Here is a 15,094-nt window from a genome sequence, read left to right on the forward strand (position 1 = left end):
GCATCCCGCACGACGCCGGTGGCCCGCGCCCGTTTCCGGTCGCGGGCCACCGGCGTCGTCAGCCCTTGCGCAGCGCCGCCATCAGCGCCCGCACGTCCTCGACGGCCGCCGCCGTCAGCGTGTCCTGGTCGGGCCGTGCCGACGGGGTCGCCCTCGGGTCGTCCTCCTCGTCCGGCGAGCCGAAGAACATCAGCTCGACGGTGAACACCGCGCCGCCGTCACGGACGCGCAGCTGGAGACCGTCAAAGGTCTCGGACCCGCGGACCAGTGCCTGCTCCCCCAGGCCGGGCATCTCCTCCCAGGGGACGTCGCCACCGAAGATCCGTTCGTAGTACGAACCCAGGGCGAACTCGGGCGCCGGGTCGCTCTTCTTGTGCAGCTCGACCAGGACCACGGCGGAGAACCCGCCCGAACCACCCGGCCCGTCACTGCCGAAGCTGCACGACGCCCAGTCCATGGCCGGATGCCGGCCGGTCCTGTGCGGGGTGGAGTCCGCGAAGCCGCCCATCACCCGCCCGAGGGCCGGCGCCTTGAACTGCTCGCACAGGTTGTCCGTAACCGCGTACCGCACCTCGGGCTCCGCCGGCCGCAGCCGGTCCCCGAAGGCGTACAGCCCGCCCGCCCACAGCGCGGACGTGACCACGACGGCCACCGCGACCCACCACCACGGCCGGTCCGGCCGCCGCGCGGGCGCGGCCTCGTCCCGACCGTCGTGCTGAGCCACCTCCGCCGGACGCGCCGACTCCCATGCCCCGTCGAGCTCGGGCTCGCTGATCATCCCGCCCCCTACTTCTTCAGTACCGCCATCAGCTCGCGGGTGTCCTCGACCATCGCAGACCGGAGCGCGGCCGTGTCGGCCGGGGTGTTCCGCTCGCTGCCGGTGCCGGTGGCCACGACCGTGAACACCGCACCGCCGTGCAGCACTTTGAGCTCGACCCACATGTCCGCGGGGCCCACGAGAAGCAGGGCGCGCTCACCGAGTCCCCGGACCTCCTCCACGCGTCCACCACCGGTCTCGGTAAAGGTCCAGGCCGCCGACGGCGCGTCGAACTCGGGCCCGGGATCCGTCTTCCTGTGCAGGTCGACCTGCGCCCGCACGGTGAGCGTGGACACGCTCTCACCGTTCTGCAGCGCACAGCCGGCCCCCCGCACGGCGGGGTGTTCGTTCTCCCGGTGCACCGGCCGGTAGCGGTGCAGGTCCCCCGCGATCCTGCTCAGCGCCCGCGCCTCAAAGTCCAGGCACAGGTTCCGCGTCGCCCGGTACGAGACCTCCGGCGCCGCGAGCCGGTCCCCTAAGGCGTACAGCCCGCCCGCCCACACCGCCGAGGCGAGCACGGCCCCGCCCAGGGCCCACGGCCACGGCCGTGGCGCCCCCGCCCCGGCGGCCTCCCGTCCGCGCGATGGCGGCTCCTCCGCCTGCTCCGCCGACTGCGCGGGGCGGGTCTCCCCCGCTCCGTCGAACTCAGGTTCGCCGATCATTCGTGTCCCCCCGGTCGTTGCCGCCCCCGAACGCCTCGATCATGGCAGCCCGATCGTCAAAACGTTCGACTCCGGTGGTGCGCGATTCGGCCAGGCACCGCCTACCGCCGGGTGTGCTCCTCGTCGTCGGGTACCACGCCCAGCGCCGTCGAGCCGTGGGGCGCCGGACCGACCATCCCGGCCCCGAGGTGGTGCTGGTCGCGCGAGTACGCCTTCAGGTAGCCCACCACGGTGTTGGTGACGGCCACCAGCGGGACGGCGACCACCGCCCCGCCGATACCCGCGATCATCCCGCCCGCGGCCACCGCGAGCACCACCGCGAGCGGGTGGACCCGTACCGCCCGGCCGAGGATGAAGGGCTGGAGCACGTGGCCCTCGATCTGCTGCACCGCCAGGACCACCAGCAATGCCATCAGGGCGGTGAACACCCCCTGGGTCACGAGCGCCACCACGACGGCGAGGGCGCCCGAGATGACCGCGCCGACCAGCGGGATGAAGGCGAACAGGAAGATGAAGACGGCCAGCGGCACCGCCATCGGCACGTCCAGGAAGTACAGCCCGAGGCCGATGAAGACGGCGTCGATGAGGGCGACGATGACCGTGCCGCGGACGTACGCGGTCAGCGTGCGCCAGGCGCGCGGACCGGCGCCGGCGACTCCCGCACGGGCGGCGGCCGGGACCAGGCCGAGCGCCCAGTTCCAGATGCGCTTGCCGTCGTAGAGCAGGAAGAGCGTCGAGAACATCGCGAGCAGCATGCCGGTGAGGATCTCGACGAGGACCGTCACGCCCTGGAGGCCGGCGGAGGTGATCTGCTCGGTGTTGGTGCCGATGGTCTCGCTGAGGTTCTTCGCGATGTCGTTGATCTGCTTCTCGGTCACGTGGAACGGACTGTCCAGCGCCCAGAGTTTGAGCTCGTTGATGCCGTCGCGGACCCGGTCGGAGAGGTCGTCGAGGTTCTCCATGACCTGCCAGACCACGAACCAGCCGACGAGCCCGATGACGACGAAGCCGAGGACCGCGGTGACGGCGGTGGCAAGGCCGCGCGGCATGCCCAGTCTGCGCAGCCGGACGACGAAGGGCTGGAGCATCGCGGTGACGAGCATGGCGGCCGCGAACGCGAGGACGACCAGGCGGACTTCGCTGATCACCTTCATCAGCACCCAGAGCATCCCGGCGAGCAGCAGCAGCCGCCAGCTGGCCTCGGCGGCGACGCGCATGCCCCACGGGACCACGCTCGCCGGGTCGGGCCGCTCGGGGCGGCGGTAGCGCTCGGGGGCGGGCTCCCGGACCGCGGGCGCCCGCTCCGGGGCGTCGGCCCCTCCGGGAGCCTTCGAAGCCGCCGCGTCCGGCCACGACGGCTCGGGCACAGCGCCTCCGCTCTCGGCCTCGACCTCGGCGCGCCGCTCGTCGAGCCGCGCTTCCATCGCGGTCAGCCTGTTGCCCAGCCGGCCGAGCCAGCCTTCCCTCTTCGCCATGTCGCTTCCTTCCCCCGCCCCCCGTCCACGGGCACACCCCGATGACCGTACACGCGAGGAGCCCCGCACCGTACGACGGTGCGGGGCTGCCCGGGGTGGAGCTGTGCCGCCTTCGGTGCGGCGGGGGCCGTCAGTACCAGCCGTTGGCCTGGTGGAAGCTCCATGCGCCGCACGGGCTGCCGTAGCGGTCCTCCATGTAGTTCAGGCCCCACTTGATCTGAGTGGCGGGGTTGGTGCGCCAGTCCGCGCCGGCCGAGGCCATCTTCGAACCGGGGAGCGCCTGGACCAGACCGTACGCCCCGGAGGACTTGTTCACGGCCAGGTAGTTCCAGGTGGATTCCTGGTTGATGATGTTCGAGAAGCACTGGAACTGGCCGGCCGGGACCATCTGCTGGGCGATGGCCTTGACCTGAGCGACCGTGTAGGAGCTCTGGACGGCGAAGTCACCGGCGTCGCGGGCGGCGGAACGGCTGGCGATCTCCTTCGCCTCGCGCTCCTTCTTCGCCTTCTCGTCGGCCGCCTTCTGCGCCTCGGCCTTCTTGGACTTGGCGTCCTCGGCGGCCTGGAGACGGGCGGCCTCCTCGGCGGAGCGCTTGGCCTCGGCATCGGCGGCGTGCGCGATGGTGTCGGCCTGCTGCGTCAGGGACGCGCTCTGGACCTCCGCCTGGTCGCCGACCGGGATGTCCGCGAGGAGGGTCGCCCCGGACGCGGTCGTCTCGAGATCGTTCGTGGGGTCGCCGGCGGCAACGCCCACGACTGCGCCGACGGTGGTGACCGCGGTGGCCGAAGCCACTGCGAACCCCCGGACCGAGATCCCGCTCACACGGTGTCCTTCCAGCAGCGACCGCAGTGACCGCGCGGGCGCAAAAGTGCCCTCGACTCTGGCCTCCGTGGTGCGACGGTCACTGGAGGCGCGGGCCCGTGGGCAACTCCCCTGCGGGGGCTGCCGCGTGAAACTCCGGGCGGCATACGGCCATCGGCTGTGGAGTTGTGGTGCTGCGCGTACCTCACGGGAGATACAGGTGCGCCGTATGCGGGGCCTGACGGAAACCAGACTCTGCCGGACCTCTACACCGCAAGGCAATTATCCGATGCGTGGGAAAGGTCACACCTGGCATGTCGCCGTCTGTTTCGACAAAGGGCTGTGCAGCACGACGCCGCCCGGCTAGGCTCTGGGACCTTTGCCGGGCGGCGCCAACTCGCCTTCCCGCTATGGGGTTTTTGACCGTTTCTCCGGTCGGCTGGGCCCGGTCGCCGGACCCGGCCGGATCAGAGGGTCTCCAGCATCTCGGTGACCAGGGCGGCGATCGGGGACCGCTCGGATCGCGTCAGCGTGATGTGCGCGAAGAGCGGATGCCCCTTCAGCTTCTCGACCACGGCGACCACTCCGTCGTACCGGCCGACCCGCAGGTTGTCCCGCTGGGCCACGTCGTGGGTCAGAACGACCCGGGAATTGGCCCCGATCCGGGACAGAACGGTCAGCAGGACGTTCCGCTCCAGCGACTGCGCCTCGTCCACGATCACGAAGGCGTCGTGGAGCGAGCGCCCCCGGATGTGCGTGAGCGGCAGGACCTCCAGCATCCCGCGGTTCAGCACCTCCTCGATGACCTCACGGCCGGCGACCGACGAGAGCGTGTCGAAGACCGCCTGCGCCCAGGGGCTCATCTTCTCGGAGGCGTCGCCCGGCAGGTAGCCGAGGTCCTGGCCTCCGACGGCGTACAGCGGCCGGAAGACCATCACCTTCTGGTGCTGCCTGCGTTCCAGCACCGCCTCCAGGCCGGCGCAGAGCGCCAGCGCGGACTTGCCCGTGCCGGCCCGGCCGCCCATCGAGATGATCCCGATCTCGGGGTCGAGGAGGAGGTCCAGCGCGATGCGCTGCTCGGCGCTGCGCCCGTGCAGCCCGAAGGCGTCGCGGTCGCCCCGTACGAGCCTGACGTTGCCGTCCGGGGTGACCCGGCCCAGGGCCTTGCCCCGCTCGGACTGCAGGACCAGCCCGGTGTGCACGGGCAGTTCCGCCGCCTCCGGTACGTAGAGACGCTCCTGCGAGTAGAGGAGGTCGACCTGCTCCCCGGAGAGGCCGACCTCGCTCATGCCGGTCCAGCCGCCGTCGGTGATCGCGAGCTCGGCGCGGTACTCCTCCGCGATCAGGCCCACGGAGGAGGCCTTGATCCGCAGGGGGAGGTCCTTAGAGACGACCGTGACGTCGTAGCCCTCGGCCTGGAGATTGCGTGCGACCGCGAGGATCCGGGAGTCGTTGTCCCCCAGCCGGAAGCCCGCGGGCAGGACGCCGGGGTCTGAGTGGTTGAGTTCGACGCGCAGGGTGCCGCCCAGATCGCCCAGCGGGATGGGTGCGTCCAGGCGACCGTTGCGAACCCGGAAGTCGTCGAGCAGGCGCAGGGCCTGGCGGGCGAAGTAGCCGAGTTCGGGATGGTGCCTCTTCGCCTCCAGCTCGGTGATCACCACGATCGGGAGCACGACCTCGTGCTCGTCGAAGCGGGAGATCGCGTTGGGGTCTGCCAGCAGGACGCTGGTGTCGAGGACGTAGGTCCGCCTGTCGGGCAGGCGGCGCTTTGTGCTGGTCACCACGGAAGGACGTACCCCCTCGGAAGAGGTCGGGCCATGAAGACCGGACCGGTCATCGGCACCCATGCCAGGGCCGATTTCCGGCCCTCCACTGCGTCCGTGCGAACCGCACGTGCGTCCTGGTGCAAAGGGCCTCCCGGGCGGACGACCCCATGCCGTCCGCTGAGATTCGACACCCGTGGATCGGGCATCGACCTGAAAGGGATATTCCCCGATCAGGCCAGGCCATGCCATGGCATATGACGGACGCTCGGTGAATCCCTGGTGAAGGGTTCAAGGGGAGGGGAGGAAGGGGTGGGAGGGGCACCGGATGGCCGGAACCCGAAGGGGGTGCCCGGCCGGTCGGACCGGGCTCGCGGTCCGACCGGCAGGACACCCCCTACCCGGCGTCAGGTGCCGTAGCGGCGGTGGCGGGCGGCGTAGTCGCGCAGGGCCCGCAGGAAGTCGACCTTGCGGAAGGCCGGCCAGAAGACCTCGCAGAAGTAGTACTCGGAGTGCGCGCTCTGCCACAGCATGAACCCGGACAGCCGCTGCTCGCCGCTGGTGCGGATCACGAGGTCGGGGTCGGGCTGGCCGCGCGTGTAGAGGTGCTCGGCGATGTGGTCGATGTCGAGGATCTCGGCGAGCTCCTCGAAGGAGGTGCCCTTGCGCGCGTGTTCCAGCAGCAGGGAACGCACCGCGTCGGCGATCTCCTGGCGACCGCCGTAGCCGACGGCGACGTTGACGAGTATCCCGTCGACGTCGTGGGTGGCCTGCTCGGCCTCCTTGAGGACCGTCTGCGTCCCGGCGGGCAGGATGTCCAGGTTGCCGACGTGGTGGACGCGCCAGCGGCCGTCGGCGGCGAGGCCCCGCACGGTGTTCTCGATGATGTTGAGCAGCGGGCGGAGCTCGACCTCGGGCCGGTCCAGGTTGTCCGTGGAGAGCATCCACAGGGTGACGACCTCGACGTCCGTCTCGGTGCACCAGCCGAGCATCTCGGAGATCTTGTCCGCTCCGGCCTGGTGACCCTGCTCCGTGGTACCACCGGACGCCTTCGCCCAGCGACGGTTCCCGTCCAGGATGACGCCGATGTGCTTGGGCGCCGCGTCATGGTCGAGGCGGCCTTCCACCCGGCGTGCGTAAAGCCTGTACACCAGGTCGCGCAGCTTCACGATCTTCCAGCCCCTCCGTGCGATGCCCCCGTGCGAATTGCGGTCCCCCCGAGTGCGCCACATTACTGCGCGGCGGGATGGGGTACCCAACTCGGTCTGTCACAACTCCGTGATAGGGAGGACAACGTGACTGATACCAATCCCTATCGGGCGGAGCCCTCGCGCTACGACTCCATGGAGTACCGGCGCACCGGCCACAGCGGCCTCAAGCTCCCCGCCATCTCCCTCGGCCTCTGGCACAACTTCGGTGACGACCGGTCCCTGGAGTCCCAGCGGGCGATCCTGCGCCGCGCCTTCGACCTCGGCGTCACCCACTTCGACCTCGCGAACAACTACGGGCCGCCGCCCGGATCGGCCGAGCTGAACTTCGGCAAGATCTTTGCGCAGGACTTCTCGTCCCACCGCGACGAACTGATCCTGTCGACCAAGGCCGGCTACCTGATGCACCCCGGGCCGTACGGCGAGTGGGGCAGCCGCAAGTACCTGCTCAGCTCGCTCGACGCCTCGCTGAAGCGGATGGGCGTGGACTACGTCGACATCTTCTACTCGCACCGCTTCGACCCCCAGACCCCGCTGGAGGAGACCATGGGCGCCCTCGCGTCCGCGGTCCAGCAGGGCAAGGCGCTCTACGTCGGCGTCTCCTCCTACACGGCCGAGCAGACGGCGGAGGCCGTACGGATCCTGCGCGGCATGGGCGTGCGTCCGCTCATCCACCAGCCCTCCTACTCCATGATCAACCGCTGGACGGAGGAGGACGGCCTGCTGGACGCCCTGGAGGACGCCGGCATGGGGTGCATCTCCTTCGCGCCCCTCGCGCAGGGACTGCTGACCGACAAGTACCTCAAGGGGATCCCGGCCGACTCACGCGCCGCCCAGGGCAAGTCGCTGAGCCCCGACCTGCTCTCGGACGACGTGCTGCGCCGGCTGGCCGGACTGGACGAGATCGCGTCCCGCCGCGGCCAGTCCCTCGCCCAGCTCGCGCTCACGTGGGTGCTGCGCGACGAGCGGATGACCTCGGCCCTGATCGGCGCGTCGAGCGTGCGGCAGCTGGAGCAGAACGTGGCGGCCCTGGCCGGTGCGCCGCTGTCCGAGGAGGAGCTGAAGGAGATCGACTCCTTCGCGGTGTCGACCCCCGGCACCAACATCTGGGCCCAGCGCGGCTGACCTGCGATTTCACCCCAACGCCCGCGCGGGGGACGGGTGAACGAAAAACGGGCCGGTCCGTGGGGGGGATACGGACCGGCCCGAGGGGGGGGTTCCACCATAACCCTTCGTAAAGCATGCTGCGTGCATCGGCGCGACATGATTACGCTCCGAAACCACCCAGCAGCACTCCGGTGAGCGCTCCGGCCGCCATGAAGGGGCCGAAGGCGAAGCCCTGGTCACGGGTGGCGGAGCCGCGCAGGAGCAGGCTCAGGCCGTAGAGCGAGCCGTAGAGGAGGCCCAGGAAGGCCCCGGTGGCCCATACCCCCCACCCGTACCACCCAAGAGCGACCCCCAGTGAGAGCGCCAGCTTGACGTCGCCGAGGCCCATGCCGGCGGGGTTGATCAGATGGAGCACCAGGTACGCCGCCCCGAGCGCGCCCCCGCCGAGCAGGGCGAGCCGCCAGGACCCGGCCGAGCCGGGCAGCAGGGCGGCCATCCCGAGCAGGGCGGCCGCCCCGGCCGCGAGCGGCAGGGTCAGTACGTCCGGCAGCCGGTGCACGGCCCGGTCGACCAGGGTGAGCAGGACGAGGAGCGGGGCGAGCCCCGCGAAGGCCGCCACCTCGGGCCGTACCCCGACGGCCGCCGCGACCAGGGCGCAGACCGCCGCGGTCAGGACGGCCGGGAGCACCGCGCGCGGCCCGTACGCGTGCGCCGCCCCGGAGCCCTCCGGCGCGGAACCCCCCTGCCCGGAACCCCCCTGCCCGGAGCCTTCCAGCGCGGCGTCCCCCAGCGCGGCGTCCCCCGGCGCGGCGTCCCCCGGCGCGGCGTCCCCCGGCGCGGTCGGGCGGCAGCGGGCGGGACCGAGCCAGCCGCGCAGCCGGTGCCCCCGCGGGCAGTGTTCCCGCCACGGCTCCCCCGGCTCGACGGACAGCCGGTAGGCCGCGCGCGGCAGCAGCAGTCCGGCGGCCACTCCGTACCCGGCGGCGACAACGATCACGACCACACCCATGCGGCGAAGGTAGGCGGTCCCCCAGCGGGATGTCTTGTGGGTCGGGCCGGATCAGGGGGCATCGGAACCCGCGAGCCCGGCCCGTCCGGCAGGACACCCCCTAAGGTGGCCGCCATGGCGCACTGGCACGACGGGCCCACCGCGTTGCGGGTCGGCACGGACCCGACGCGGATCCCGCTGGAGGTCGCCGCCTCCTACGGGGCGAGGACGCGCGGGCTGCTCGGCCGCGACGGGATCGACGGGGCGATGCTGCTGACCCCCGCGGCGAGCGTGCACACCTTCCGGATGCGGTTCGCGATCGATGTGGCGTACCTGGACCGGAACCTGCGGGTGCTCGACGTGGTCACCATGGCCCCCGGCCGGCTCGGGCGGCCCCGGATGCGCGCCCGGCACGTCCTGGAGGCGGCGGCCGGAGCCATGGCCGGCTGGGGTCTGACGGCCGGGACCACGCTGGAGGTGGACACCGTCTAGGAGGAGCCCGGCGCCGGCAGTAGGTTGGGGCGGTTGAGCTGGGGCAGCAGGGGAGCGGCATGACGGAGAACGCGCGGATCAAGGCGCTGGAGCAGATCATGCCGGCGACGCACGGCGCCGACGAGGACATCGACTGGCGCGCGGCCGAGGCGGTCTGGGGGACCCGGTTCCCGGCGGACTTCATCGCGTTCATGGGCCGGTTCGGCGCCGGCTCGATCAACGGCGAGGCCAGCATCCTGCTGCCGCTGCCCAAGCCCGGACTCCAGTGGGATCCGGCCGGGATGGCCGAGGAGACGGACAACGCCCGGCAGGTGTGGGAGGCGGAGGGAGGCCGTTCGGCCTTCGACGTGGACCCGGAGTCGATCATCGCCTGGGGGGTCACGGGCGGCTCGGACATCCTGTGCTGGCTGACCTCCGACCCCGATCCGGACCGCTGGCCGGTCCTGGTGTGCGGCCGGCACACCGCCGACTCCTTCGCCGTGTACCCGTACGGCATGGCCGAGTTCCTCTACCGGCTGTGCTCCGACGAGTTCGACGTGAGCCCGGTCGGCATCACGTTCTGGGACGGCGGCCACCTGAGCTTCGTGCACTGGCGCAAGGCGCAGCGGCGCTGGCAGGAGGGCCGCAACCCGGAGACGGGTGAGCCCGACCCGTACGCGGGCGAATTCGCCGACTGACCCCACCGTTCGCCCGCCACGGCACCGAAAAGCCCGCTTCCCGACCGGAAACGGGCTTTTCGACATGTCTACGCGCGTCCACTGCACGGATCACATATCGGAAAACACAATTCCGAAAAGCACCGCTTGGAGCATTGACCACAAGCAAGGCCCCCGCGCAATCAACCGCCCACCCCTCGGGAGAGAATTCCGGCCAACGGGCCATCGAGGGATCACCCTGCCCGGAGCAACCCATAAGCAAAAACGAGACACAAAAGAAATTCAGGGGAATACACCCGTGCGACGGAGAATTTTCGGCACGACCGCGACCGCGTCCGTGCTCGGCCTGCTGATACCACTGGCCGGATGTGGCGGTTCCGGAGACAGCGCAGGTGGCGACGGTACGCTGCAGCTGGTCGCCGCCGAATACGGCGACAGCCAGGCCACCAGTTCCAAGCCGTTCTGGGACAGGGTGACGGCCGATTTCACCGAGGAGAACCCGGGAATCAAGGTCGAGGTAAAGCTCCTGCCGTGGGCCGACATCGACCGCGAGGTATCCCGCATGGTCAAGTCCGGCAAGGCGCCCGACATCGCGCTCATGGGCTCCTACTCGGACTTCGCCGCCCGGGGCGAGCTCTATCCCGCGGACGAACTCCTGCCGGTCACCACCGAGGCGAATTTCCTCCAGCCACTGGCCGACGCGGGCTCGGTGGGCAACACCCTCTACGGCCTGCCCTTCGTGGCGAGCAGCCGCCTGCTCTTCTACAACGAGGCACTGTTCGCCAAGGCCGGCGTCAAGGAGGCCCCCAGGACCTGGTCCGACCTCAAGGCCGCCGCCAAGGCCCTCAAGGACAAGGGCGTGAAGTACCCGTACGCGCTGCCGCTCGGGCCCGAGGAGGCGCACGCCGAGGCGCTGATCTGGGAGCTGAGCAACGGCGGCGGCTACGCCGACAGCAGCGGCAACTACAGCCTGGCCTCCGACCAGAACGTCAAGACCTGGGAATGGGTCAAGGAGAACATGGTCGCGACCGGGTACACGGGCGCCACGGCCCCGTCCCGGCTGAACCGCGCCGACGCCTTCGCCGCCTTCACGCGCGGCGAGGTCGGCATGCTCAACGGCTACCCCGCACTCGCGCACGAGGCGCGCGCCAAGGGCATCAACGTCGTCACCACCACCATGCCCGTCTCGGACGACCTCGGCCCCGGGGAGACCCCGCCGACCGTCGGCGTGGCCGACTGGATGATGGCCTTCAAGCAGAACGGCAAGCGCGCGGAGATCGGCAAGTTCCTGGACTTCGTCTACCAGGACAAGAACCTGTCGGACTTCGCGGGCCGCTACCACCTGCTGCCGTCCACCGTGACCGCCTCGCGCACCCCGGCGGGCGGCGGACTCGACAAGAACGACCAGCAGTTCCTGAACGCGCTGCGCAGCGCCCAGCTCTACCCGGTCAACGACCCGTCCTGGGTGACGGTCAGCGACACCATCAAGCGCAACATCGGACGTGCCGTGGAACCGACCGGCAGTCCCAAGGGCGTCCTGGAGGACATCGCCGCGCAGGCCTCCGCGGCCTCCAAGAAACACTGAAGTCCCGCACGACACGGGACCTTCGACCCGGGCCGCAGACCACCCCGTGCGGCACCATGGCCACTACGGCACTTGATCCAAGGCCGCGGCCCAGTCGCCCGCCGAGCACTCACGAGGTGCGCGGGGCGGCCGGCCCCCGACGGGCAGCCTCAGCGCGGACGGGCAGTCTCAGTGCCGACGGGCAGCCTCAGCGCTGCTTCCCGTGGTCCTGGGAGAACGCCGTCCGGTACTGCTCGCAGCTGGAGTTCCAGCGCAGGGAGCCGTGGAGCGTCCCGTAGCCCGAGCGCGTCACCGACCACTCCACCGTGTACTCACCGGTGTCGCAGGCGATCCGCTTGTTCCCCGCGATCTTCTCCCGCCCCGTCGCCGGCTTCCCGGTCAGCTCCCTGCGCACCTGCGCCACCTCGGACCGGTCCGCGCGGCGCAGCACGGCGTGCACGACGATCGGGTGCTCGCCCTCCTTGACCGTCAGCGCCTTCTTCACCACCGTCGAGTCCGACACCGACCAGGCGAACTCGTACGAGGGTTCCCACGCCAGCGTCTTCGGGTCGCCGACCTTCCGCTCGTAGTCCGGCGCGGCCGAGTGGCCGGGGCGGGCGACCGTCTTGTAGCGGACCCCGGGGTGGAAGCGGAACTGCCCCTCCACCTTGTGCATTTCGTCCTTGGTCCACATCGACTTCATGGTCTTCTCGCCGCCCGCCGGGTCCTGGAGATACGCCCCCTCCGCGGCGATGGCCTGCGGCAGCAGGGCGGGGGCGAGCGCCGCGGCGGCGGTGGCGAGGGCGAGAGCGGCGGTGCGGGTGCGCTTCATGCCCCGCCCAACGGGGCCCCGGCGCGGGCCGGAACGACGTCGCCCGGCCTTTCACCCGTACGGGAGTCCTCGATCACCGGAATATCCGATGATCGACTCCGGTTCGGGAGCAGCGGAACGACGATCCGATCCGAGGGGGATGAGATGGGCGGGAACGAGAGCCCGAACGAGAGCGGGAACGGGAACGCGGACGGGGTTGCGGGCGGGCGCGCGGGCGCGGGTGGGGGCGCGGGCGTCGGTGTGAACGGCACGGTGGCGGCCGGGTGGGAGCGGGTGCGGGAGGAGTTCGCGGCCTTCGCGGCGGCGGAGCCGTATTCGCCCGAGGCCCAGCTCGCCGTCCACCACCACGGCCGGCTCGTCGTCGACCTGTGGGCCGGCGAGGACACGGACGGGGACACCCTCAGCGGGGTCTTCTCGATCACCAAGGGCGCCGTGTACCTGGTGGTGGCGCTGCTCGTGCAGGACGGCACGCTGGATCTGGACCGACCGGTGTCGGCGTACTGGCCGGAGTTCACCGGGGACGGCAAGGAGCGGCTGACGGTACGCCGACTGATCAGCCACCAGTCGGGGCTGATCAACGTGGACGGGGGTTTCGACTACGAAGAGCTCGCCGACGACGCGCTGATCGCCGCCCGGCTGGCCCGGCAGAAGCCGTACTGGGAGCCGGGGACCGCGTACGGCTACCACGCCTTCGTGATCGGCGCGCTGACCGGCGAGGTGGTGCGGCGCGCGACGGGCAGATCGCTGCGGGAGCTGTACGAGGAGCGCGTGCGCGCCCTGTACGGACTGGACCTCTACATGGGGCTCCCGGCTTCGCAGGAGGGCCGCTGGAAGCCGGTCCTGGAGATGCTGCGGACGCCGGAGCAGGACGCGGCGCAGGCGGCGGCCGGGCCGGTGCCCGAGCTGCTGGCGGTGGCCTTCAACTGGCACCGGGAGCCGCCGATGGACCTGGTCACGCACGCCAACCACCCGCGCACGCGGGAGCTGGGCCCGGCTTCCGCGGGGGGCATCGGCTCGGCCCGCGGCGTGGCGGGCCTGTACGCGGCGGCGATCAGCGAGGTGGGGTCCCGGCCGGCGCTGCTGAAGCCGGAGACCGCGGCGGAGTTCGCGCGGCTGCACACGCCGGGGCAGGAGCTGCTGACCGGGGAGACGGACCACTTCGGGCTGGGCTTCGAGCGACAGCCCGCGGTCGGTCCGCTGGCCTTCGGGCACTGCGGGGCGGCGGGCGCGCAGGGCTTCGCCGACCCGGTCACGGGTGTCGCGTACGGGTACACGCGCCGCCGCTTCGGCTTCCCGGGCGGGATCGCCCCCGAGAACGGGCGTCTGACGGCGGCGGTGCTGGAGGTGGCCCGGAGCCTGTAGACCGGCCGGGGCGGGTCAGGCCTGGCCGGTCTCGAAGCGGCTGATGCGGCCGCCGCCGGGGGCGATGGTGAAGCGCCAGGCGGTGCGCATCTCGCCCCAGGTGTCGTTGCGGTAGTTGACGACGAGGGCGCGGCCCTCGTCGGACTCGGACTGGACGTCCATGTGGCCGCTGGAGTCGAAGATCTCCCGGTCGATCCACTCGTGGAGGTCGCGGTCCGAGCCGTCGTCGGACATGGTCGCGTCGGCGGTCAGCAGTTTCAGGAAGGCGTCCTTGTCGTGCGCGTTGACGGCGGCGACGAGGGCGCCGACCACGGGGTCGGACAGTTTGCCGGGGGCGATGGCCACAGGAGCCTCCTGGTCGGGCGTACGTTCGTCCGTGCCGGACCAGGTAACAACGCGGGCGGGTCCGCTTCGGCGACCCTCACCCGTTCGCGCGCCGGACGGCGTGTCAGGGGCGGTGACCGGCCTGTCGCCGGAGCGGGCGGGGCGTGGGGCGCGGGGCGCGGCTCACGGGGCGTCGGGGGCGGTGCGGACCGGGAAGCCGGTCGGCCGGCCCTGGTCCCGGAGCCAGGCCAGCACCCGGTCGAGGGCTTCGACGGTCTGCGCGCGGTTGCCGCCGCCGTCGTGGAAGAGGACCGTGGGGCCGTTGCCGATCTCGCGTTTGACGGTGTCGACGATGGCGGCCGTGCCCGGCTTCTGGAAGTCCTTGGTGTCGACGTTCCAGCCGAGCGGGCGCATCCCGTGCGCGGCGGCGATGCGGCGGCTGTCGGGGGTGAACGCGCCGCCGGGGGCCCGGTAGTACTCGACCTTCGCGCCGTTGCCCGCGGCCTCCTCTATGAGCTCCTTCGCGTCCAGGATCTGTCGCTCCTGGTAGTCGACGGGCTTCTGGTCCATGGTCGTGTCGTGGTCCATGGTGTGGTCGCACAGCCGGTGGCCGGCCGCGACCACCTTCTTGACGAGGTCGGGATGGGCCTTGGCCTGCGGTCCGACCATGCAGAAGGTCGCCTTGACGTCGTACGTGTGCAGCACGTCGAGCACTTGGGGGGTCCAGCGGGGGTCGGGGCCGTCGTCGATGGTGATGTTGACGGTGTTGCCGCCGCTCTCCGAGGAATGGGCTATGCCCTCGGGTATGCCCTCGGATATGCCCTGGCCGGGGCCCGGCCGCCCCGCCCGGCCGCCGCCCGAGGCGTCGGCCCCGTCCGGCCCGGACACGCTCTGGCGGGAGGCCGCGCCGGCGCTTCCCGGTTCCACGAAGGTCGCGACTCCCCAGGCGGCCGCCGCCACGGCGACGGCGGACGCGACGACGGCCGCGCCGGCCCGGACGCCTTTCCTGTTCGTGTACGTCGAGAGACCCATGAACCGTCCC

General features: G+C 71.4%; 15 protein-coding genes. 5 read left to right on the forward strand and 10 right to left on the reverse strand.

The window, feature by feature from the left end; translation table 11 throughout:
- Positions 1-58: 58 nt before the first annotated feature.
- The 6 genes from ACIPXC_RS07120 to ACIPXC_RS07145 form a co-directional block, all read right to left on the reverse strand.
- The gene (locus tag ACIPXC_RS07120; RefSeq protein ID WP_401614345.1) at positions 59-778 is read right to left on the reverse strand and encodes a hypothetical protein; all 720 of its coding nucleotides are present in this window, start codon (positions 776-778) and stop codon (positions 59-61) included.
- 8 nt (positions 779-786) lie between these two features.
- Positions 787-1,479 (reverse strand): hypothetical protein, encoded by a 693-nt coding sequence (locus ACIPXC_RS07125; protein ID WP_401614347.1) that lies wholly within the window; start codon positions 1,477-1,479, stop codon positions 787-789.
- A gap of 101 nt (positions 1,480-1,580) precedes the next feature.
- The gene (locus ACIPXC_RS07130; protein WP_401614349.1) at positions 1,581-2,954 is read right to left on the reverse strand and encodes an AI-2E family transporter; all 1,374 of its coding nucleotides are present in this window, start codon (positions 2,952-2,954) and stop codon (positions 1,581-1,583) included.
- Between the two features lie 130 nt (positions 2,955-3,084).
- Positions 3,085-3,777, reverse strand: a complete 693-nt coding sequence (locus ACIPXC_RS07135) for a transglycosylase SLT domain-containing protein (protein WP_401614351.1) — start codon at positions 3,775-3,777, stop codon at positions 3,085-3,087.
- A gap of 446 nt (positions 3,778-4,223) precedes the next feature.
- Positions 4,224-5,540, reverse strand: coding sequence for a PhoH family protein (locus ACIPXC_RS07140; protein ID WP_401614353.1), 1,317 nt, complete (start codon positions 5,538-5,540; stop codon positions 4,224-4,226).
- 386 nt (positions 5,541-5,926) lie between these two features.
- Complete coding sequence (locus tag ACIPXC_RS07145) at positions 5,927-6,688, reverse strand: isoprenyl transferase (RefSeq protein WP_030850457.1); 762 nt, start codon at positions 6,686-6,688, stop codon at positions 5,927-5,929.
- A 126-nt stretch (positions 6,689-6,814) separates the two neighbouring features.
- On the opposite strand from ACIPXC_RS07145, the gene mgrA reads away from it, so the two are divergent.
- Positions 6,815-7,852 carry an L-glyceraldehyde 3-phosphate reductase gene (gene mgrA, locus ACIPXC_RS07150; RefSeq protein ID WP_401614355.1) on the forward strand — a complete coding sequence of 346 codons (1,038 nt, stop codon included), beginning with the start codon at positions 6,815-6,817 and terminating at the stop codon, positions 7,850-7,852.
- Positions 7,853-7,994: 142 nt separating this feature from the next.
- Here the strand turns inward: mgrA and ACIPXC_RS07155 are convergent, their stop codons facing one another.
- Positions 7,995-8,843, reverse strand: a complete 849-nt coding sequence (locus ACIPXC_RS07155; protein ID WP_401614357.1) for a prepilin peptidase — start codon at positions 8,841-8,843, stop codon at positions 7,995-7,997.
- A 114-nt stretch (positions 8,844-8,957) separates the two neighbouring features.
- On the opposite strand from ACIPXC_RS07155, the gene ACIPXC_RS07160 reads away from it, so the two are divergent.
- The 3 genes from ACIPXC_RS07160 (at position 8,958) to ACIPXC_RS07170 (ending at position 11,555) form a co-directional block, all read left to right on the forward strand.
- Positions 8,958-9,314 (forward strand): DUF192 domain-containing protein, encoded by a 357-nt coding sequence (locus ACIPXC_RS07160; protein ID WP_401614359.1) that lies wholly within the window; start codon positions 8,958-8,960, stop codon positions 9,312-9,314.
- A gap of 59 nt (positions 9,315-9,373) precedes the next feature.
- Complete coding sequence (locus ACIPXC_RS07165; protein ID WP_030963228.1) at positions 9,374-9,991, forward strand: SMI1/KNR4 family protein; 618 nt, start codon at positions 9,374-9,376, stop codon at positions 9,989-9,991.
- Between the two features lie 277 nt (positions 9,992-10,268).
- Positions 10,269-11,555, forward strand: a complete 1,287-nt coding sequence (locus ACIPXC_RS07170) for an extracellular solute-binding protein (protein WP_401614361.1) — start codon at positions 10,269-10,271, stop codon at positions 11,553-11,555.
- Positions 11,556-11,742: 187 nt separating this feature from the next.
- Here ACIPXC_RS07170 and ACIPXC_RS07175 read toward each other — a convergent pair whose 3' ends face one another.
- A complete protein-coding gene (locus ACIPXC_RS07175; RefSeq protein ID WP_401614363.1) occupies positions 11,743-12,366 on the reverse strand; it encodes a hypothetical protein in 624 nt (207 codons plus the stop codon).
- 144 nt (positions 12,367-12,510) lie between these two features.
- Here ACIPXC_RS07175 and ACIPXC_RS07180 point away from each other — a divergent pair, with 144 nt between their 5' ends.
- Positions 12,511-13,728 carry a serine hydrolase domain-containing protein gene (locus tag ACIPXC_RS07180; protein ID WP_401614365.1) on the forward strand — a complete coding sequence of 406 codons (1,218 nt, stop codon included), beginning with the start codon at positions 12,511-12,513 and terminating at the stop codon, positions 13,726-13,728.
- Between the two features lie 15 nt (positions 13,729-13,743).
- On the opposite strand, the gene ACIPXC_RS07185 is transcribed toward ACIPXC_RS07180, so the two are convergent.
- Together ACIPXC_RS07185 and ACIPXC_RS07190 are read right to left on the reverse strand one after the other, a co-directional pair.
- Complete coding sequence (locus tag ACIPXC_RS07185; RefSeq protein WP_401614367.1) at positions 13,744-14,073, reverse strand: nuclear transport factor 2 family protein; 330 nt, start codon at positions 14,071-14,073, stop codon at positions 13,744-13,746.
- Between the two features lie 162 nt (positions 14,074-14,235).
- Positions 14,236-15,084, reverse strand: a complete 849-nt coding sequence (locus tag ACIPXC_RS07190) for a polysaccharide deacetylase family protein (protein WP_401614369.1) — start codon at positions 15,082-15,084, stop codon at positions 14,236-14,238.
- Positions 15,085-15,094: the final 10 nt, after the last annotated feature.

The sequence above is a fragment of the Streptomyces sp. NPDC090021 genome (assembly GCF_044748225.1).
Classification (GTDB): domain Bacteria; phylum Actinomycetota; class Actinomycetes; order Streptomycetales; family Streptomycetaceae; genus Streptomyces.